This window comes from Aggregatimonas sangjinii, assembly GCF_005943945.1.
Lineage (GTDB): Bacteria > Bacteroidota > Bacteroidia > Flavobacteriales > Flavobacteriaceae > Pelagihabitans > Pelagihabitans sangjinii.
Genome location: NZ_CP040710.1, coordinates 1,962,597 through 1,982,204 on the forward strand (window position 1 = coordinate 1,962,597; position 19,608 = coordinate 1,982,204).

18 protein-coding genes are annotated in these 19,608 nt (G+C 43.1%); 8 read left to right on the plus strand and 10 right to left on the minus strand.

Translation table 11 applies throughout. The annotated features are described in order from the left end of the window. Positions 1-89 precede the first annotated feature (89 nt). Positions 90-560, minus strand: coding sequence for a (2Fe-2S)-binding protein (locus FGM00_RS08030; RefSeq protein WP_138852399.1), 471 nt, complete (start codon positions 558-560; stop codon positions 90-92). Between the two features lie 579 nt (positions 561-1,139). Between FGM00_RS08030 and FGM00_RS08035 the strand changes: the two genes are divergently transcribed. The 3 genes from FGM00_RS08035 to FGM00_RS08045 all read left to right on the plus strand — a co-directional run bounded on the left by FGM00_RS08035 (position 1,140) and on the right by FGM00_RS08045 (position 4,476). Next, positions 1,140-2,228 (plus strand): vWA domain-containing protein, encoded by a 1,089-nt coding sequence (locus tag FGM00_RS08035; protein ID WP_138852400.1) that lies wholly within the window; start codon positions 1,140-1,142, stop codon positions 2,226-2,228. A gap of 221 nt (positions 2,229-2,449) precedes the next feature. After that, positions 2,450-3,277 carry an OmpA/MotB family protein gene (locus FGM00_RS08040; protein ID WP_138852401.1) on the plus strand — a complete coding sequence of 276 codons (828 nt, stop codon included), beginning with the start codon at positions 2,450-2,452 and terminating at the stop codon, positions 3,275-3,277. A gap of 470 nt (positions 3,278-3,747) precedes the next feature. After that, positions 3,748-4,476 carry an SIMPL domain-containing protein gene (locus FGM00_RS08045; RefSeq protein ID WP_138852402.1) on the plus strand — a complete coding sequence of 243 codons (729 nt, stop codon included), beginning with the start codon at positions 3,748-3,750 and terminating at the stop codon, positions 4,474-4,476. A 208-nt stretch (positions 4,477-4,684) separates the two neighbouring features. Here FGM00_RS08045 and FGM00_RS08050 read toward each other — a convergent pair whose 3' ends face one another. The 3 genes from FGM00_RS08050 to FGM00_RS08060 are packed head-to-tail and all read right to left on the minus strand — an operon-like array spanning position 4,685 to position 7,249. Beyond that, on the minus strand, positions 4,685-6,157 hold the full coding sequence (locus FGM00_RS08050) for a M14 family metallopeptidase (protein ID WP_138852403.1): 1,473 nt from the start codon (positions 6,155-6,157) through the stop codon (positions 4,685-4,687). 5 nt (positions 6,158-6,162) lie between these two features. After that, the gene (locus FGM00_RS08055; protein WP_138852404.1) at positions 6,163-6,819 is read right to left on the minus strand and encodes an N-acetylmuramoyl-L-alanine amidase; all 657 of its coding nucleotides are present in this window, start codon (positions 6,817-6,819) and stop codon (positions 6,163-6,165) included. A 1-nt stretch (position 6,820) separates the two neighbouring features. After that, on the minus strand, positions 6,821-7,249 hold the full coding sequence (locus tag FGM00_RS08060; RefSeq protein ID WP_138852405.1) for a 3D domain-containing protein: 429 nt from the start codon (positions 7,247-7,249) through the stop codon (positions 6,821-6,823). A gap of 69 nt (positions 7,250-7,318) precedes the next feature. Between FGM00_RS08060 and FGM00_RS08065 the strand changes: the two genes are divergently transcribed. Then, on the plus strand, positions 7,319-7,723 hold the full coding sequence (locus FGM00_RS08065; protein ID WP_138852406.1) for a DUF2452 domain-containing protein: 405 nt from the start codon (positions 7,319-7,321) through the stop codon (positions 7,721-7,723). A 269-nt stretch (positions 7,724-7,992) separates the two neighbouring features. Beyond that, positions 7,993-9,321: a serine hydrolase domain-containing protein gene (locus FGM00_RS08070; RefSeq protein ID WP_138852407.1), complete on the plus strand. Its 1,329-nt coding sequence runs from the start codon at positions 7,993-7,995 to the stop codon at positions 9,319-9,321. Positions 9,322-9,837: 516 nt separating this feature from the next. Here FGM00_RS08070 and FGM00_RS08075 read toward each other — a convergent pair. Continuing rightward, complete coding sequence (locus FGM00_RS08075) at positions 9,838-10,680, minus strand: 1,4-dihydroxy-2-naphthoyl-CoA synthase (RefSeq protein ID WP_138852408.1); 843 nt, start codon at positions 10,678-10,680, stop codon at positions 9,838-9,840. 261 nt (positions 10,681-10,941) lie between these two features. Here FGM00_RS08075 and FGM00_RS08080 point away from each other — a divergent pair, with 261 nt between their 5' ends. Further along, positions 10,942-11,340, plus strand: a complete 399-nt coding sequence (locus FGM00_RS08080; protein WP_138852409.1) for a hypothetical protein — start codon at positions 10,942-10,944, stop codon at positions 11,338-11,340. Here FGM00_RS08080 and FGM00_RS08085 read toward each other — a convergent pair. Beyond that, the gene (locus tag FGM00_RS08085) at positions 11,320-12,066 is read right to left on the minus strand and encodes an LVIVD repeat-containing protein (protein ID WP_138852410.1); all 747 of its coding nucleotides are present in this window, start codon (positions 12,064-12,066) and stop codon (positions 11,320-11,322) included. The two genes, FGM00_RS08080 and FGM00_RS08085, sit on opposite strands and share 21 nt — an antisense overlap. 6 nt (positions 12,067-12,072) lie before the next feature. After that, on the minus strand, positions 12,073-12,582 hold the full coding sequence (locus tag FGM00_RS08090) for a hypothetical protein (RefSeq protein WP_175416206.1): 510 nt from the start codon (positions 12,580-12,582) through the stop codon (positions 12,073-12,075). Between the two features lie 370 nt (positions 12,583-12,952). Between FGM00_RS08090 and FGM00_RS08095 the strand changes: the two genes are divergently transcribed. Together FGM00_RS08095 and FGM00_RS08100 are read left to right on the plus strand one after the other, a co-directional pair. Further along, positions 12,953-14,068, plus strand: coding sequence for a DUF2914 domain-containing protein (locus FGM00_RS08095; RefSeq protein WP_138852412.1), 1,116 nt, complete (start codon positions 12,953-12,955; stop codon positions 14,066-14,068). A gap of 255 nt (positions 14,069-14,323) precedes the next feature. Continuing rightward, the gene (locus FGM00_RS08100) at positions 14,324-15,469 is read left to right on the plus strand and encodes a DUF3095 family protein (RefSeq protein WP_138852413.1); all 1,146 of its coding nucleotides are present in this window, start codon (positions 14,324-14,326) and stop codon (positions 15,467-15,469) included. Between the two features lie 160 nt (positions 15,470-15,629). Here the strand turns inward: FGM00_RS08100 and FGM00_RS08105 are convergent, their stop codons facing one another. The 3 genes from FGM00_RS08105 to FGM00_RS08115 form a co-directional block, all read right to left on the minus strand. Beyond that, positions 15,630-16,868, minus strand: a complete 1,239-nt coding sequence (locus tag FGM00_RS08105) for a glycosyltransferase (RefSeq protein WP_138852414.1) — start codon at positions 16,866-16,868, stop codon at positions 15,630-15,632. A gap of 127 nt (positions 16,869-16,995) precedes the next feature. Continuing rightward, the gene (locus tag FGM00_RS08110; protein WP_138852415.1) at positions 16,996-18,504 is read right to left on the minus strand and encodes a DEAD/DEAH box helicase; all 1,509 of its coding nucleotides are present in this window, start codon (positions 18,502-18,504) and stop codon (positions 16,996-16,998) included. 132 nt (positions 18,505-18,636) lie between these two features. After that, positions 18,637-19,566: a 2-hydroxyacid dehydrogenase gene (locus FGM00_RS08115; protein ID WP_138852416.1), complete on the minus strand. Its 930-nt coding sequence runs from the start codon at positions 19,564-19,566 to the stop codon at positions 18,637-18,639. Positions 19,567-19,608: the final 42 nt, after the last annotated feature.

Sequence of the window (19,608 nt, forward strand, 5' to 3'; positions counted from 1 at the left end):
TTGCTTTCCGTTTTTGCGGAGGTATTAATTTATAGGATACACCTCTTGTTTCGGTATAACCTGGAAAAACGTGGGTGCTCAAACGAATTTTAAGCCTGCGAACCCATATTTTCGGCTGCAATACCTACTGCCCTGTGAATTCTATTGTAGGCCGCACAACGGCAGATATTGCCGTGCATCGCTGTCTTGATTTCTTCTGAAGAGGGATTCGGATTTTTTTCCAAAAAGGCCGATGCTGTCATAATTTGACCAGCCTGACAATATCCACATTGTGGTACATCTACCTCTTTCCAGGCCTGTTGTACGGGATGCGAACCATCTTCCGAAAGCCCTTCGATGGTCGTAAGCGCCTTACCTTCGACAGAGGCCATGGTCAAAGAGCAGCTGCGAACCGCGACCCCATCTAAATGAACGGTACAGGCACCACACTGTGCAATACCGCAACCGAATTTGGTTCCGACTAGGTCGAGTTGGTCCCGCAGAACCCATAAAACAGGACTGTCCTCACTGGCTTCTACCGATGTCGACTTTCCGTTTAATTTAAATTGATACGTTGGCATATGCATTAATTTTTAGGATAGCATTCTTATTTATTGTTGTAAGTTATCGAATTTTTAAAGGCTATGGTCTTAATCTATCGTTAAGGGATTGTTAACGAACCGATTATTTTTTATGTGAACTTGAAGTTTCTACACCTTGCGACACCTTTAAAGCGCAACGCTGTTTCAATCTAAAAGTTCTTGCTATCGGCACCCACTCGTAAAGAAATCGAAGTCGGGCTATCTCCATTTGCCTCTCGAATTCGTATGGTTTGCGGTTATGCATATCCCCGAACCCGAGGGTTACATCATTCAGGACTAATTCAAATTACTTCACCTGATGGTTAAGTGGGTATCCCCCAATGAATGGGATAGCCAATACGCTTTAGCGACCTGGCACTACATTTTTTCAGACCCCTTTACGCTAATAACAAGTAACTTATTACTACTGAAAGCCGATATTTCTGGATTAGTTTGTTCAGGATTCACCTGAAACAACAAAAATTTCATTAACAACCTTTAACATATTTTTTTCATGGCGCAATACTTTCTATTGATTTTGTTCGTTTTGCATGATGAACGTATAACTAAATTTTGAGAATGAAAACCTGCACTAAACTAGCAACCCTGTTTTTTATCATTTGTTTGGCTTTTTCATGTGGAAATGCCGATGATGATGTCAATTTTGGTCTAAACCTTGGCGAATTGGGCGAGGGAAAAACAGTTGATGATTGTCTGAATCTTGGCGATAATGAATTGATTCCCTCTATCCAAGACCAGTTTACCGCCCTACCTGGAAAAGTTTCCATCTTTTTCAAGGTTTCCGACAGTGAAGGAAATCCGGTTCCGGGATTGACCGCGGATAATTTTACCATTTACGAACAGGGAAGAAACGACGAATGCTTTAATACGATTTCAACATCGGAATCACAGGCCCGAATTTCACCCAATTCACAAATCTTCAGTAACAACAGCCTTTTGGTACTCGATTTGAGTAATAGTGTACTTAGCAGTAGTCTAACCGAATTGAAAACAGCTACCACTAGCTTCGTCAACAATGTCATGCCCACAACGACCCAAGAATCGTTTAAGATGGCTATTTATTGGTTTGACGGTGAAAACGAACTACACCTACTCAACCCTTTGACAGCCAACAAAGATGAATTGATTTCCGCTATCGACGGTATAACCGATGACATTAGCAACGATCCCTCAACGGATTTATACGGTGCAGTGATCAAATCTACGGATATCGCTTCAGAACTATTGGATGCCAGCACCGAAGGAGAAAAAATCGGTGCGGCCTCGATCATCATTTTTACCGATGGAACCGATCAGGCTTCCCGTTTCACCCAAGAAGCGGCGCAAAGGAAAGTAGACAATGCAGACCCCAATATCGCTTTCTTTACGATTGGTTTGGGTGGCGAAATAGATACGGAAATCCTAACGGATATTGGAAAGACCTTTAGCGTATTCGCTGGAAATAAGGAAGAATTGGAGACTACCTTCAACGATATCTCTTTTCGAGTTTCCGAACAGGCCAACAGCTTTTACCTTTTTGAATATTGCAGCCCTAAACGCGATGGTAGCGGGGAAAACAATCTTGCTATACAGGTGCAACAAGGAAGTCGGCAAGGTGCGGTACAAACAAAATTCAGCGCTTCGGGCTTTACTGGAGGGTGCGAATAACCTACTTTACGAATTGGAAATTGAAAGAGCGTCGCCATGATGCTCTTTTTTTATTCCAAAAATCCATATTCGAAATATTCAAAATTTCTTCACAATTCCCACAAAGCCGCAATAAAAATCCGTTCTCACCTATTTGACGGTAAAATTTAGCCGGTAGAACATCCTTATCCGCTTTCCCTACGTATAAACCTCTAGAACCATAACGCATAAATATTTACAAAATGAAAAAATCAATTTTTATTAGTGCCCTTTCGATTGCAGTTTTAGCTTCCTGTGTATCTAAAAAGAAATACGTTGCTTTGGAAACCGATTTGGCGGAAACCAAAAGTAGCTTGTCGAAAACACAGGTGGAGAAAGAAGAATTGGAATCGAAAGTTTCTAAAATCGAGGCCCGTGTTGCCGAGTACAATGACAAAATCAATTCCTTAAAGGAAGTTAATGACAGTCAATATACCTCTGTGGATGATGTAGCGGTAATGAGCAACAACACCAAGGCAAAGATGCGTGCTACGCTTGAAAAGGTAGACCAAGACAAACTAGCAGCGGCCACTACGCTTCAAGATTCCATGAATCTGGCGGTATCGTACCATCTGAAAAAATCGATAGCCGATGAAGAAGACGATATCAACGTTGATATCGACAAGACCGTTGTTATGATCAATATCTCCGATAAGTTGTTATTCAACAGCGGTAGCTATAGAGTTAGCAACAAGGCCAATACCATTCTGGAAAAATTGGCATCCGTAATCAATTCAGAGCCTAGCATGGAGGTAATGGTCGAGGGTCACACCGATTCTAGAACTATTAGCACTGAAATGTTTCAGGACAACTGGGACTTGAGCGTAAAGCGTGCAACATCGATAGTTCGTATTTTACAGAACAAGTACAACGTTGACCCTGCAAAACTGATTGCTTCAGGTAGAAGTAGCTATGTGCCACTTGTAGAAAATGACTCAAAAGAGAACCGTGCTACAAACCGACGCACAAGAATCGTGATTATCCCTAATTTGGATAAATTCTTTGCGCTTTTAGAGGCTGAAAGCCTGTAAAAGCGAGTTCTTCGAACAAATCATACACTTAAACGGGAGGCGCATGCCCCCCGTTTCTTTTTTCCTCCCTTCGGTCGGGTTTTTGGCATCTTAATTGTTATACTATCAGAGCACCCCAGCTTTAATGACCACCTGCATCCTAAAGACTATGAAATCGTTTCACGTAAAAATTGGAAATTATGGATGTATTATACAATTTTGTTCAGAACAGCTCCCTCGAAGGGATGCCTAGATGGTATCAAGTCACCAGCCTTTTCTTTTTGGCCGTTATACTATTCCTTATTTCATTTTCATTGTTCGAACTACTCAGCGCGGACCTGTATCGGCCCATACAATTTGGGTACTAGTGTACAATTCAATATCGACCATCCCTGTTTTCAGCGAGCCCACTTTCACCATTACTAGTGAAGAACAAGGGCCATGTGCGAGGTAATTTAGCATTGGTAACGTCCCGCTAAAACCTTGGAATCATGAAAAATTATCTTTCAGCTAGTATTATTTCACTTACGGTGCTTATTTCGGTGATACTGTTTACCCGTGCCTACCATAACCGGCATCGAAGCAACGATATTATTCATGTAACCGGTCTTGGAGCAAAAGATTTCAAGTCCGATCTGGTCATCTGGTCCGGAGGCTTTGATAAGAGTGGAAAAAGCTTGGAAGAGGCTTCCCGCCTTTTGCAAACGGACAAGGAAATTATTCGCCAATACCTCCTTGCAAAGGGCGTAAAGGACGCTCAAATCGTTTTTTCGGCCTTGGATATTCAAAAGGATTATTCGACCATCTATTTTGAAAATGGAGGCATCAAAGAACAACGTTTTGAGGGGTTTATCCTCCGTCAGACGGTAAAAATCGAATCCAACGAGGTAGACAAAATCGAAGAAATCTCTCGCTCGATTACCGAATTAACGGATAAGGGAATCGGCTTTTACTCGAACCGACCACAATACTACTATACCAAGTTATCCGAACTGAAAATAGAAATGGTTGCCGCGGCAACGGAGGATGCCAGAATACGCGCCGAACAAATTGCGCAAAACGCCAATGCATCCATAGAAAATTTGCGTTATGCCAAAATGGGCATTTTTCAAATCATAGCTCAAAACTCGAACGAAGACCTTTCATGGGGAGGTACCTTCAATACTTCTTCCAAAATGAAGACCGCCACTATCACCATGAAATTGCAATTTGGTCTATAAAGAACCGCATTGTTTCCAAAACCATTCACTTAAACGGCGTACGTCTACAAATAATGAATTCTACCGACAGGAAAAGCGTGATAGGAAACTGGTCGAACTTTTACAAATACGCCATGGTCAGCTTGTTCTCAGGACTTGTAGTCATCATCTCGGCGCTGTTTCTCTTTTTACTGAACATGAGTTGAACTGCTGGTACGCGCAATCATATCTATCGGTAAATCATGGCGTTTTTGAATACTGTACTTTTAGCGTCTTCATTTAAATCGATCAAAAATCCATTTACAACAGCGTAGCGGGGTTTCCCATCTTTTTCCAATAAAAAAGTTGGGTTAATACCTACCTCTAGATTCAATTCCGGTACTTCGTAAGCTTTACCAATGATGTGCAAAGGCAAGGGAGAGGATAACATGTTCATGGGGATTTTTTCGACACGCAAATAGGTGTAGCCATCTTTTAATAATGCTACGGGATCAGTGCCCATAGCCTTGAGTGCACTCATTGATTTTATGGGCTCCGGGTATACTTTTCCCGGTCTTATCGTATATCCGGTAGCATCAAAGGTTTCATAACCATAATAGGTCGATAAGTCTCCCTGGTCGATAATTCGACTGCTGTACCAAAAATCGCTACTATCCTCAATGGCTACTTCCAAACGGTTCATGCCAATATCTAAAATATAGGGCTTCCCTAAGAGCTCATAGGTGGCGTTTTCAATCTTTAAATCGAATAATTTCCGGTCGTTTTCGGGAATCGCTTCATAATCCGCTAACGGTATATCCTTATAATTTTCTTTCGCAATAGTGTAAATGGCCGAAAGAATGGAGACATAATTCAGCTTTCGTATCTCCTGTTTTTCGACATCATTGGGGTAGCCACCGGACTCTATCAAAATCGTGCTGGTTCCCCATTTTTGAATATTATCACCAAAGGCTCGTGGTTCAAAATCGTCGTTGTACCGTCCTACTTGTCCGGGTGCATATTGCTGAAGGATGTTGTTCATAAATACGATAACTTTCATCGCATTCCCACGTATCTCATCGATGTCTTTTTCATAATTATACGCCGGGGCCAGGTACGAAATCGTGGCCGGTTTTTCCGTGCGCTCCGCGTTGTAGTAGGTACTTTGATCGTGCAGATTGAAACCAAAGTCGGCATTTAGGCTATCCCGTACGCGCTTTAAAGTCAGACTTTCGGGCGATTGTAAGCGTAATGCATCACGATTGATGTCTACACCGAGCATATTTCTACGCTGGTAGCGTTCCGCCCCATCGGGATTTAACATCGGAAGGAAATGTAGGGTCAGATTATTTAAAATCTCCTCTTTTTCCGCAGTGAAATCCGCACTATCCAAAAAATTGAAGATATCGAAAATCGCCTGGGTTGCGGTGGGTTCGTCACCATGCATCTGTGACCAAAGGAACACATTGGTTTCGCCCCGTCCAATACTAATAAGAGACAAGTCGCGCCCTTCTATGGATTTACCGACCACCTTAACGGTAAATTGTGGGTCTACCCTGTATTTCGTCAATAACGGCTGCAATTGGTGGTGTTTGATCCTACGTTTGTCCAAGGAGGTTTCCTTATAGGTTTCGTAGGTCTCGTAGAGTTGGGAGGTAATATCGTCTTGCGCCTGACAATATAATCCGATGCAGGCGAACAGTAACACTAGTTTGGTTTTCATTAAATTCAGCTTTTTTCTGGTAATGGTTTAAAGTCTTCGTCTCGAACGGCCTTGCGTACTTTTTTCATAAAAGCCTTTCCTGGATCATCCTTAATGGTGCGGTAGCCGGCATCTTTCTCCAGCCATAATTTATGGCCCTCGAACAAGGTATATTCATAATGTCCGATCAGGTACTCGATAGGGAATTTCCTCTTCAAATATCTTACGAGCCATATGTTCGCTTGCATTTGGGCTTCCGTTAATGGCAAATCCCCGGTTCCACCTACATTTTCAATACCTATGGCACAATGGTTCAAGCCTATTACGTGTCGTGCCATGGTCGTTTCCGGGAGCAATCGATATATCGTACCGTCGCGGTCGACCATAAATTGTGAGCTAACGTTCAATGCGCTGGCGCCACTGATATCGGGGCGATCGGGCAAAGCGGATGGGTAGAAGGTTTCGAACGATTCTTCTAAGGTGGGAATGACCGTCCAGTGCAATACGATCATTTTAGGGTCGATGGTCGGCTCCTCCTGTTGCAGACCATACCGGTCGGATAGATAGTCTAAAGAAAGTTGTCTTCGTTCTGCATCGAACAGGATGGGCTTGTCAATGATTTCTTTGGGAACAAAACAGGAAGCGGATAGTGTTAGTACTCCGAGCCACAAAATGTACTTCATGTTATTTCGACTTTTTTTCGTCCACGGATTTTTCGACGCGATATTGAATGGTCAATTCCTGGTTTCCCCATTCCCTGGCTTTCTCGACATCCTTCCCCATAAAAATATCTATTTTATTGGTATATCTGCTGTTCATTTTATCCTTTACCAGATAAATACCGTCAAAACCCTCTATTTTAACCTGGGTGTTGTGGTCCAAACCCAAACCGATCAAATCCCGTGAAACGGCAATGCACTTCATTCCGGGCTTTAGAGTATCGCCCCAAGCGGCAAGATTCGGTTTTCCATCGGTCTGCCAACTCACCGAGTTGTATGCGGAAACCTTAACCGGAAGCGACTTCCATTCATATTTATCTTCCGTACAAGCCCCCAAAAAGTAGGTTGATACCAAGATAACAAGGTAAGAAATCAGAACAATCGATTTTTTCATCGATTCAAGGTAACAATACACCCTGTATCAAACAAAACTAATAGAAAGCTTTTTGTAAATTTGTACGCTATGAAGAAAGAAAAAAAACCGGATTATGTCGTTTTTGATGAAGAATCGCAAACGTACAATGGAAAATTGCTCCCCTACGCCAGTGGGGTTTCTGCACCGAAAATAGTTCCGCCGGACGTTACCACTTGGAAGAATACCAATATCGTGGCGGCCAACAATCAATTTAAAGCCCGCTACGAGAACATTCAGATGCAATATCAGGAAATGATGGAGCAATTTGAGTACAATAATCTTATTTACAGCGCAAAATACAGCTTTGAGCCAATAACGGGGAAAATCTACCACCTGTACCGCGCAAAGAATCAAAGTACTTTTCTTTCCTTGATTTCGCCGGATGAATGTAACTTCGATTACGTGGGAAGTTTTCGGCTAGGGCCGGATAAAATGTGGGAGAAAGTCGAGTAAGGATGAATAATTGCGAAAGATGGCGGATTGAAGACCGGAGACGGATAACGGATGAGCGGAAGCTGTAGGAGTCATTTATATATTGGCCTTAGGGTCGATTTTCCAAATTAGCGTGTAGCACGATGCCATTTCAATTTTCTGCGCAATCCGTTAAGCCTATGTTCGTAGTATTCTTTTTTCGGTTCCCGAACCTGCAACGATATTAAATAATAGAATTTGTCCCGTGGCAATTCGCCATTTGAATTTCAATACCCGACCACACCAAACCAATGAAAAAATTCCTTAGAGTTCTCCTTGTATTGTTTGTATTGTTGGCCATAGCCGGGCTCTACAATTACCCCAAGCTGAATATCGTCTCCGGATATGCATCGAAGAATGCAGCCTCAGCACATTTCATAGCCGACCGTTCTTTTGCCGATATCGCAACAAATGAAAATAATATGCCGCTGATCAAGCTGGCGGATATCAGCGAGAATAAAGGCAAGGTTTCTGCCGCTGTATTCGGTCTAATGGCGCGTAAAACCATTTGCCGAGACGGTCTTGGCTGTGTACTAGTCAATGAAGACTACGTCGAAACTAAAACCTTACCAACACCTCGGCGTTCGAAATCAGTAGACTCCTTACCCTTCCCCTATGGGAATTTTGGAACAACGGATACTGTATTCCGCAATGTGGATTATAAAAAATTAAAGGAAGCGGTTCACAAGTCTTTCGCAGACTATGACACGCAAAAAACCAGAACACTACTCGTAGCCTATAAAAATCATATTATCGCCGAGGAATACGGTGAAGGCTTTACCCCGGATACGCCCGTGCTGGGATGGAGTATGACCAAAAGCGTTTTAGCCACGCTCTATGGTATTCTGGAATACCAGGGCAAATTAGATGTGCAGCAACCCGCCCCGATAGCGTCCTGGCAGGAAGACGGTAGGAAAAACATCACCATAAACCATTTGCTACGTATGGAAAGTGGACTGGAATGGAACGAAGATTATGCCGCCATTTCGGACGTGACAAAAATGCTTTTTTTAGAACCGGACATGACAGCTTCCCAAGCGCGATTACCCACTGTCGCCCCTCCTTCGGAAATTTGGAATTATTCTTCGGGCACCACAAATTTACTGTCAGGGATTTTGCGAAAGCAGTTCAAAACACACCAGGATTATTTGGATTTCCCCTACGCCGCTTTAATCGATAGGATGGGAATGCATTCCATGCTTATCGAGGCGGATTTGGAAGGAAATTATATCGGTTCTTCCTACGGATGGGCAAGTACACGAGATTGGGCCAAATTCGGACTGTTGTATCTCAACAATGGCAATTGGAACGGGGAACAGCTGTTCGATACCGAATGGGTAGACTATGTCACCAAGCCCACGAAAGGCTCCGAGGGTGTTTACGGTGCCCATTTCTGGTTGAATGCCGGCGGTAAATATCCCGATGCCCCAAAGGATTTGTATTCTGCCAATGGGTTTCAAGGCCAGCGGGTGTTTATTATTCCCTCTAAAGATTTGGTCATCGTAAGGACCGGATTGGAGCAGGAACCTGTATTTGATGCCAACACGCTTCTTAAAGATGTGCTAGCGGCTATTGAGTAAACTTATCGTCCCACTCCTTTACTTTTAGGTTTCTTTAGGCCCAGATAACAATTTCTCTAGGCTACACCACAAATTTCCCTAATCTGACAACAATACTTTTGCCACCGGCTAAGATGGACGTAAGTTTACATCATAATAATCAACCAATAGTAATTTTTTTCATTTTCATATAGTGTTCTCGTAAAAGAGCCCCGTCTTAATTGATAGGGCTCTTTTTAGTTGAATGAACTTTGTCTTTTTCATTCCGCCGAAGGGCGGAATCTCCTATGAATTTAAATCAATGAAAACGACATATGCCTGCGCGGGCATAAACGCAAAGCGGGCAAGAGAAATGTACTAGAGAAGTAAAGAACTGAAAATTTTTAGGCTTGTAGCCCTTTGACTGCCTGAGGTCTTCCTTCAGATGGGCGCTTAGAATAACATTTTTGTGTTTACCTACATACCTGGCAACTTGAAACCTTCGATTGGAAGTTTTCTAAATTATTAACGCACACTGCTTGAAATTAAGTCGTGCAGTTAAGGAATCCACTTGTTTTTCCCGAAATCAGGCTTTCGTTTTTCCAAAAAGGCGTTCCTGCCCTCTTTTGCCTCTTCGGTACCATAGGCCAGGCGTGTCGCCTCTCCCGCGAATACTTGTTGGCCCACCATACCGTCGTCGGTCAGGTTCATGGCGAACTTTAGCATTTTAATCGATGTCGGGGATTTTTCCAAGATTTCCTGAGCCCATTGGTAGGCGGTTTGTTCCAATTCATCATGTGGTACTACTGCATTGACCATTCCCATCTCATAAGCTTCTTGCGCAGAATAGTTTCTACCCAGGAAAAAGATTTCCCTTGCCTTTTTTTGCCCCACCATTTTGGCCAAATAGGCCGATCCGTAGCCCCCGTCGAAACTGGTGACATCTGCATCGGTTTGTTTAAAGATGGCGTGTTCCTTACTCGCCAAGGTCATATCGCAGACCACATGCAGGCTATGGCCGCCACCCACTGCCCAACCGGGCACTACGGCAATAACCGCCTTGGGCATAAAACGAATCTGACGTTGCACTTCCAGGATATTCAGGCGATGCATTCCGTCCTCCCCAACATAGCCCTGGTCTCCCCTAGCCTTTTGGTCCCCCCCGCTACAAAACGAATAGATTCCGTCTTTGGTCGAAGGGCCTTCCGCGGAAAGTAAGACCACCCCGATGGAGGTGTCTTCCTGTGCGTCATAAAAGGCTTGGTATAGCTCGCTCGTGGTCTTGGGTCGAAAGGCATTGCGTACATCCGGACGATTAAAGGCGATACGGGCGACGCCATTGTACTTTTTATAGGTAATGTCTTCGAATTCTTTGGCGGTTTGCCAATCGGGAGTGGTCATGATGCTGCTTTTATTCTTTGGTCTAAAGATAGTGGTAATTCAAAAAATAGTCTCATAGTTGAAGGCTCCGAAACTAAGAAAAATTGAGCTGACCCAGTACAGATCACATCCACCCCAAAATTTTTAGCGACCTGTGACTACATTCCTAGTTTATCGTAGACTTGAATTACTTTTTTATTGCGGCTTCAATAAAAATGAATATTTCAGGCAACCAAATGACAAGTATCCGCGTCTTTTAGTAAAGCACCAATACCTAAATAAATGACCGACATCAAAAAAACCTCCAAAACTTCTAAGATTTTATGCGTTATGGGTAGCACATTTCTTTTACTCATGGGAGCATTTCATGGGAGCGGATTTTTCTATATAAGTACTGAAATTGAAAAGTCAAACGCAGAAGATTTCCTAAAAGAAATCGTACCAGTACTATTCGCGCATCCTTCAATTCATCTTATTGGCCTCGCCGCTTTCGGAATTTTAGCGTTGTTTTTCAAAAGTGAAATGCGAAAGTTAACTTGGTCAATAGCAATTTTGATACTTATTGATACGGTGCTGGCTTTTTATCTCGGTGGTTTGATACCAGGGGTACTTTTATCGATCTCAGCTGGCTGCTTTATCGTCGCAGGACTGAAAGCCCCCCTAAATAGCAATCGTACTTAATTCCGTCGCAACAACACCATTATCTTCATCAGGGGCCAAACTGTATTGGTAGAGGCCGGATTCGCCGATCGCGATCAACAAATCGTTGCGGATAATGACATCGAAAGCGTTGCGATTGATGGAAGTAACCAAGGTCGATTCCTCAGGGATAGACACATCAAAGACTTTGATTTCATCATCACACACAAAGAGGTAATTTCCATACAGACCCAAACCCCTTGGAAAACTAAGATTACGGCTATTTAAAAGCACCGGTTCGGTTACATCGGTTACATCATAAATTTCCAACACGTTGATGTCATTGCCACAGAAGGAATTGGAGTGTAGCGTAACAAAGGCGTGGGTATCATTCGCAATGACCGGATCGCAGGCGGTAAAATGCTGAACGCTGGATAATTTTTCCGGGAATTCCGGATTCTCCAAACCATAAATGAACATTCCAGTTTCAGAACCGATATACAAGTAGTCTTTGTAAGAAAAGAGGGTTTCGATGGCAAAGCCAATGGATACCTTGTTCACCGCGACGGGATCTTCGGTATCGGATATATTAAAAACGTTCAGATCAAACGCATCGACGGTGTAAAGGTAATCGCCTTTCAAGGCAAATCGGGCAAAAGAGCCACCTTGACCATCCGAGGTCGGGGCCAGGGCTTCGTTAGCCGATGAATCGGATTGACAACTATAAAATACAGTGATTAGGGCAAAAATATAAAGGAAATTTTTCATGGTAGTCTAGTTTTTTAGTTTCCAATCAACAACGACTGAATTTTCGGGTATGTCATAGGCGGTAAAGCCGTCTGGGGACAACAATTCCGGAAACGTACTCGGAATGCGTTTGGCAAGACGAGCGGTATTGGATTCCGATACATACTCTACGGCAATTAAATCGGTCGCTTGGTTGATGTAGATGATATCATTTCGAATAGCCATATCGGTAGCCCCTGGCGCTTCTAAAAATTTAACCGACCTTGGATTGCTAGGATCGCTATTGTCAAATACATGAAACCCTTTGTTCAATTCATTCACGAATAAAAAATCTCCTTTTACATATATTTTGCCTGAAGTACCGATGGAAAGTGGGTTCGTCACGCCCACCGATTGTTCAAATTCCGCTCTGCTTAAGAAAACAGGTTCGTATCGTGATTCGAAAGGGAGTCCGCCTACATCATCTTCACACCAAGGACAACAACTTTGAAGAACGATACAGAACAGCACGAAGAAAAGAAGGTTTTGCTTTTTCATTTTTTGGGTTATTTGTTTGTTCTCGTATAACAATTCCATCCTTCTTTTACCCTACCCTTAACATGATAACAACCAAACCAATCTTAAATTTCCAAACAGTCTCTAAATCAGAGGCCCCTTACCAAATGCATTTTTCGGGGTCTTATTATACTAAAGGGGAGCATTCAGACCCTCGTAAACAAAGGATTTCGGGCCTAAAACAAGCTTTCATACCAAAAAATGGCCAATTATATAACCCAATTGGTTCGTAGTTCCTTAAAGGGATGGTTAGGTATCTTAGTAATCGTCTCATTTTTATCGAGCAAAAAAATCATCACTAAGATTTCATAGGAATCCTAAAAATTCCCCTAAATTCATCTTTTGTGCCTACATGAAACGAACCCTGGTCAAATTTAGGAATAGTGCCTTTCGCAGATTTATTCGTAGGCACGAAAAATATGCACCTATTGCCTTCTTTATGGGAGGTTTCCTATTCGATACCTTGACCTTGGGCCGTATCGACCGCTTGTACGACTTGATAGTATTGAGCTTGCATATGAGCTGTTTGACAATTACCATCTATTTGTACAATTTGGCCGGGGACGGAAAATGGAAAAATACATTTTTAGCCCACTACGATGAGTACTTTCCCTTAGCCATACAGTTTTTCTTTGGTGGACTTTCAAGCGCTTTCGTAATCTATTTCTCGCGAAGTGTATCACTCTCTAAAACCGTAGCTTTTTTCATTATTCTGATCGGGCTTTTCCTGGCCAACGAACTACTTAAAAAACGCATCTCGAATAAATACCTGCAATTCGGGGTCTATTTTTTTATCAGCTTTACCTTTTTCACCTTTATGGTACCCGTATTCCTGAAGGAAATGAATGCCAGGATATTTGTCTATTCTGGTCTGGCGAGCACGGTATGCACCGTCGCCCTTATCCTTTTGATATATGTAAAAAGTCCCAGTACGAGAGACGAGCTAAGGCTCGGGAAGTTATTGGGTATCGTAGCGGCTATTTACATTACCATTAATCTATTCTATTATTTTAAGCTCATACCACCTGTTCCACTAGCATTGAATACGGGCATTGTTGCGCACAAAGTTCAAAAGAACGAACACAAGTATCTCGTGACTTATGAGGCTGAAAAATGGTATATATTTTGGCGTAAACACAACACGAGGTTTCACTATGCACCGGACGAAAGCGTATATATCTTTTCCTCCATCTTTGCTCCCACGGATTTGGAACAGTCCGTATTGCACCGATGGTATCGCTACGACCAGGGTTCGGCATCATGGATTTTGGTCGAGGACATCGGTTTTGATATCGAAGGGGGAAGAACCGCAGGGTATAGGGGTTACACCTATAAAAACAATGTGTCCCCAGGTCTTTGGAAGGTAGAGGTGATTACCGACGAAGAACTGGTTTTGGGCGTTATCGACTTTGAAATCGTGCCCAGAACGGCCGCAACGTTGCTGAAAACCGTGGAAAAAAGGTTCTAAAGGACCCCAACTAAACTTCACCTTGAATACTTGCTAAATCGTAGAACACTTCAAAGTGAAAGTAGCTTATAGAATGACGCAAACCTCTGCACCTTCAGCTAATCGTGCGTCGCAGATGCCAAAATAAATCGAATCGATCAAAATTTCCACGCCTACCCATGCGGCAATTCGGTGAGTCTTCCTAATTTGCACTATATAAGGATTTCTTAAAACCAAGCGTGAGCGGATTGGAATTCATTATTTTAATCAAGAGTAATGGTGAACCGTAAATTTTATCAAAACCTTCCCAAGGTTTCGCTACCATTAAGCGAGGTCATCAAAGATCCACGTTTTTTCCATATTGTTCCCAAAGACTGGTCTGTCGTGGTCGCCGATGTAAAGGATTCTACGATTGCCATGCAGAATGGTTTGCACAATGAGGTAAACCTTGCCGCTACCGGCGGCATCGTTTCTGTTTTAAACGCTTTGAAAAAACAGCCCTTAGAGTACAAAACACCTTATTTTTTCGGAGGTGATGGCGTCAATTTTCTTGTTCCGAACGAAATAGAGCGAACTGTCATGAACGCCCTGAAGCTGCATTCCAAACATGTTCTGGATACCTTCGACTTGGTATTGCGTATCGGCGTGATGGGTGTTTCACCAATAACCGCTACAGGACGTCAAATCCGTATTTGCAAATACAAACTCAACCAATACCTGACCATACCCATTGTTCTGGGTACAGGTTTAAAATATGCCGAAAACCATATCAAGGAAACCTATCAAGAAGATAATCTAGCCGCCTTAAAAAGAACCCCTGTCAATCTTAAGGGTATGGAGTGTAGGTGGGATGAAGTCGCACCGGAACAAAAAGAGAGCAAGGTGGTCTGTTTGTTGGTCGCCTGTGATGATGACTTGAAACAGAATACGGTCTACGCACGGGTTATTTCTAAAATCAATACCATATTCGGCACTTTGGACACGCGGCAACCGATTACGACCCCAATGTTGAAATTGGATGCCACCATCGCCAAGATACGAAAGGAGATGTACGCCCGAATCGGCAGATACAGTCTACCATATCTGATTAAAAATTGGTTGATTACCCGTTTTGGTGTTATCTATTTCAAGTATTTTAAACGAGGAAAAGACTATGTTTTTCAAGTGAGTCAATTATCCGACACCCTAATGATCGATGGCACCATCAATACCGTCATGAAAGGCACGACAGCACAAATCGAACAACTAACGGTTTTTCTTGATGGGATGGAACAACAAGGCGCACTACAATACGGCTTGCATATTACCTATGCGTCTGTCATGAGTTGTTATATTCAGGACGGAAAGGAAAACCACATCCATTTTGTAGATGGTACCGAAGGCGGATACACGGCGGCATCGCAGGTATTAAAAATAAAATAATCGCCTTGTCGCATACTTCCGGTATTCTAAAAAAAGTCCATAACAAAATTTAGCTTATCCTTTCTTCCCAACAAAGATGGTTAAACAGCCATCGGGACTATATCTTGATAAATCGATTGGAATACGTTGAATACGAACAGTCGAAACGAAGGAGAAAACGCTATTTTCGATTTTTCTCTGTAATCCATTTGCTCATATACATGGTACTTGACATGGTTTGATGCTGTAAAAGCCCCCCGATAAAATTTTGTCTACGATGTGCAGGAATATCGACTACCAACTTTTCCAGTTTCAGGGCAAGCTTCCGTTTCAATGCCTGAGCATCAAACAATGTATTGATAAGTATTTTGCCATTGTTCTGGGCGGCTTCCCATTCGTTGGGATTGCCGTAAAGCGCTACGGCGGCGGCGGCGAATTCTTCTGCTGTTGCGGCTATTCGTCCATTCCAGGCCAAGTTGCCGCGCATCCCTTCCACTCCTATCAGCGTGGTGATGCTCGGGGTACCGCATAACATTCCGGTCATCAATTTCCCCTTAATACCGGCCCCAAAACGCAAGGGCGCAAGATTGATGCGTTTGGATTGCATGAGCGCTACAACATTCTGCGCTTCACCTTCTATATAAAACCCTTCCTTAGGTCGATGCAATTGCGTTATTGCTTCCGGAAGATAGGAACCATAGATACTGCAGTTTGCAGTCGGTAGCTCTTCTCGGATCAGCGGCCAAATTTCTTTTTTCAGCCATTGAACCGCATCCTTATTCGGTGCGTGTTTGCCCGTACCGATAAATACAAAATCAGTTCGTTGTTCAAATGCAGGCCATTCGGCGACTACCTTATCGTCAAGTGGTCCGACCATAAAGGGCAAGTGAAAGAGCAAGGAGTCATCAAGGCAAAGGGTATTTTGCAACAAATCCATTTCAAAATCGGAGATAATGAGCGACAAATCGCAACGGTAGATACTGGCGATTTCCCGTTTGGTGATGTCCGCCTGGAGCCAATAGTCCCTATTCCATGTGATATTGTCCTTCAAAGCAGTTTCCCTTGTTTTACGAAGGGAATGCAAATCTTCGGTATCCAATATCCGAAGGGCCCCGGGAGCGAACTCCGCAACGCGCCACCCGAACTGTTCTTCCATCGGAAAACGATCGAACAACACGATATTTGGTTGCAAGGCTGATAGAAAATCATCAAAACTACTGTGATTGAGTACAATGGATTTCTTTTGGATACCTAGCAATTGCAAATCCATGGATAAGGACGATTCATTTGCTGTGCTCGCAAAGGTGATTTGATAGCCCTCATCGGTAAAAAATGCCATAAGGCGCTCCATACGCCCTCCGGCGGCAGTCGCCTGCGGTTCGGGCCAAGTGGTGCCAATAACGAGGAGATTTTTTTTCATTTCCTAAACGATGAATGAGACTTCTTAAAAAGTGAATGTAAGATGATTTTTAGCCTCGGTCCGCTACCGAATGGAATACTTTATTGAAAATGCAAAGTCACTGAAGCTTTACCACGAAACCCGCCAGTTACATTTTAGCGGCGAATTTTTTGGAGATGCTGGAGCGTAGTCTTCGCACATAGTCCTCCTCCAACCATTCCTTGTAGTTCTTTGTATTATTCATGATGCAGTATGAATATTGCTTTACCCTGAACTGTATTTCTTCCTTCAGCTGCTTGGCCAAGATACGGGCGTCAAAAACATCTTCTGCATTTTCTACACAAATCTGGGCGTGTTGTTCGATGCTTTTTTCCAGGACTATTTTGGAACGGAGCCCTTGTGCGAAAACCTTTTTATACTCCGCCTTGATGTCGAATTCGATATTCGTCGATTTACTGAACTCAGCCTTGAGGGCTTCGGGCATTTCGTAAACGAATTCCCGTTCAATATCCTCATCGTTCTTGATATTCTCAAGGTAAAAATCAGGAAAATGGAAAATTTCCTGCCAATCCACAGGAGCATCCCACATGCCGAAACGGGCCACATTGTTACCCATATCGATTACCGTAAACTCTTCTTTGTTCGGCAACACACGCGAACCACGCCCGATCATCTGAAAATAAAGGGTGAGCGACCTTGTGGCACGATTCAGGATAATCGTCTCTACCGTAGGTTCGTCAAAACCAGTAGTTAGAATACTTACCGACGTCAAAATCGCATCCGGCGTCTCGGAAAACCAGGTCAATATTTCTTTTCGCTCGGCACTGGTATTTTTATTGTCGAGATGGCGGATATTATAACCTGCTTTTTTAAAGGTTTCGTAAACGTATCGCGAGGTATTGATACCGTTGTTGAAAATCAAAGTTTTCTTGCCCTTCGAAATCTCGGTATAGGCAGTCATCAGTTTACTCAACATGCTCTGATTGCCGTACAATTCGTCGGAAGACTTCACGGTATAGTCCCCATTGATACCCAACTTCAGGCTTTGAAGGCTCACATCATAATTGTACATATTGGCTTTGGCCAGAAAACGTTTTTTGATCAGCGCTTCGATAGACTCCCCGATGATCAATTTCTGGTAATTGTCCTTCATCGGAAGTTTGATGTTCGAACTCAAAGGTGTTGCCGTAACGCCCAATATGGTAGAATTGTCAAAATATTTGAAGAGTTTTCGAAAGGAGTTGTAATGCGCCTCATCGATAATGACAAGGCCAATGTTGTTTATCTCTACCTTTTCTTCCTGCAGCCTGTTGTTCAAGGTTTCGACCATGGCTACGAAACACATAAATTCGTCTTGGTCTTGGAGTTCTTTAACCTCGCTGTTGATGATTTTATTTTTGACGCCGAAACCGCTAAGCATTTTAGAGGTCTGAACGCTCAGTTCGATACGGTGGGTAAGAACGACTACCTTTTTCTTTTTTTCCTCGATATAGCGCCTTGCGATTTCAGAGAAAACCACGGTCTTTCCACCGCCGGTCGGTAGTTGGTACAGCAAATTGCCGCTGTCGTTTTCGTTCAAATGCTCGAAAATCGTATTCAAATCGGCTATTTGATAATCGTAGAGCGTTTTTTCGCTGGTGTCTTTTTGCAGTTCCAAGTAGGTCGTTCTTTAAGTCTTAAGGACGAGTTGTTTTAGACCAACCCGAATCTTGCAAAACTACTAGAAATTTCTACTTAGAAAAAATCTTAAAGCAGGAAATAACGACAGTAATCCCTAGTGCATTGATTATCAATAGCCCTTATCTTTCGAAACGAGGTTCAGTAGCGGTCTGTCCTCGCAGAGTCTGTTGTAATTATCCAAAATCTGGGGGACTACGGACTCGGTATCGGAAACGCTGGCGCAATGCGGACTCATATGCACTTTGTGATGTTGCCAAAAGGGATGCGTTTTAACCAAAGGTTCGGTATGAAAGACATCTAAGGCAGCACCTGACAAATGATTGTTGTCGAGCATGGCCAGCAAATCCCCATCGACCAAATGGCCACCTCGGGCCACATTAATGAGATACGCCCCTTTGGGCAGTTTTGCGAACAAGGAAGCATCCAGAATACCCGCCGTATTCTCGGTTAGGGGCAGCAGGCAGACAAGGATGTCGGTCGTTGAAAGAAAAGCATCAAGAGCCTCGTCGCCTGCATAGGATTGCACGCCATCGATATTTTTCTCGGTTCGAGACCAGCCTTGCACACGAAACCCAAAACGCACCAAATCTTCCGCCAGCACCGCGCCCAAAGTTCCCAAACCAAGAATACCGATCGTAAAATCAACTATTCTGTTGTACGGTCTTGGTTCCCAAGTTGTTCGTTCTTGGTCTAATTTATATTGGTTGAGATTTTTAAGGTACGCGAAAATAAGTGCAAGTACGTGTTCGGACATGTCACTGGCCAACATTGGATCGATTACCCGCGAAATGGGAAGATGTACCGGGGCCGTTTGGTCCTCAAAAATAAAATCAACACCTGCGCCTGCGGAGGCAATCAACTTTAGGTTGGGATACTCGGACAAACTGCCTTTAGGGTGCTTCCAAACAAGGGCCATTGTAACTTTATCCTTGGAATGTTCTTCATCATATCCGTAAACCGTTATTTGAGGGTCGGCTTGTTTCAAAGCTTTTTTCCAGAGTTTGGTTTTTCCATCCTGTCTTACAATGACTATACTCATAGGTAGTAAAATTTATTTTCGAAAATTCAAACACAGGCCTAA

Coding starts and splice junctions, on each gene's coding strand:
- FGM00_RS08070 (WP_138852407.1), top strand. CDS start 7,993: ATGAAAAAATTCCTTAGAGTTCTCCTTGTATTGTTTGTATTGTTGGCC.
- FGM00_RS08085 (WP_138852410.1), bottom strand. CDS start 12,066: ATGAAAAATTTCCTTTATATTTTTGCCCTAATCACTGTATTTTATAGT.
- FGM00_RS08105 (WP_138852414.1), bottom strand. CDS start 16,868: ATGAAAAAAAATCTCCTCGTTATTGGCACCACTTGGCCCGAACCGCAG.
- FGM00_RS08095 (WP_138852412.1), top strand. CDS start 12,953: ATGAAACGAACCCTGGTCAAATTTAGGAATAGTGCCTTTCGCAGATTT.
- FGM00_RS08030 (WP_138852399.1), bottom strand. CDS start 560: ATGCCAACGTATCAATTTAAATTAAACGGAAAGTCGACATCGGTAGAA.
- FGM00_RS08045 (WP_138852402.1), top strand. CDS start 3,748: ATGAAAAATTATCTTTCAGCTAGTATTATTTCACTTACGGTGCTTATT.
- FGM00_RS08075 (WP_138852408.1), bottom strand. CDS start 10,680: ATGACCACTCCCGATTGGCAAACCGCCAAAGAATTCGAAGACATTACC.
- FGM00_RS08055 (WP_138852404.1), bottom strand. CDS start 6,819: ATGAAGTACATTTTGTGGCTCGGAGTACTAACACTATCCGCTTCCTGT.
- FGM00_RS08115 (WP_138852416.1), bottom strand. CDS start 19,566: ATGAGTATAGTCATTGTAAGACAGGATGGAAAAACCAAACTCTGGAAA.
- FGM00_RS08080 (WP_138852409.1), top strand. CDS start 10,942: ATGACCGACATCAAAAAAACCTCCAAAACTTCTAAGATTTTATGCGTT.
- FGM00_RS08090 (WP_175416206.1), bottom strand. CDS start 12,582: ATGAAAAAGCAAAACCTTCTTTTCTTCGTGCTGTTCTGTATCGTTCTT.
- FGM00_RS08050 (WP_138852403.1), bottom strand. CDS start 6,157: ATGAAAACCAAACTAGTGTTACTGTTCGCCTGCATCGGATTATATTGT.
- FGM00_RS08060 (WP_138852405.1), bottom strand. CDS start 7,249: ATGAAAAAATCGATTGTTCTGATTTCTTACCTTGTTATCTTGGTATCA.
- FGM00_RS08065 (WP_138852406.1), top strand. CDS start 7,319: ATGAAGAAAGAAAAAAAACCGGATTATGTCGTTTTTGATGAAGAATCG.
- FGM00_RS08040 (WP_138852401.1), top strand. CDS start 2,450: ATGAAAAAATCAATTTTTATTAGTGCCCTTTCGATTGCAGTTTTAGCT.
- FGM00_RS08035 (WP_138852400.1), top strand. CDS start 1,140: ATGAAAACCTGCACTAAACTAGCAACCCTGTTTTTTATCATTTGTTTG.
- FGM00_RS08100 (WP_138852413.1), top strand. CDS start 14,324: ATGGTGAACCGTAAATTTTATCAAAACCTTCCCAAGGTTTCGCTACCA.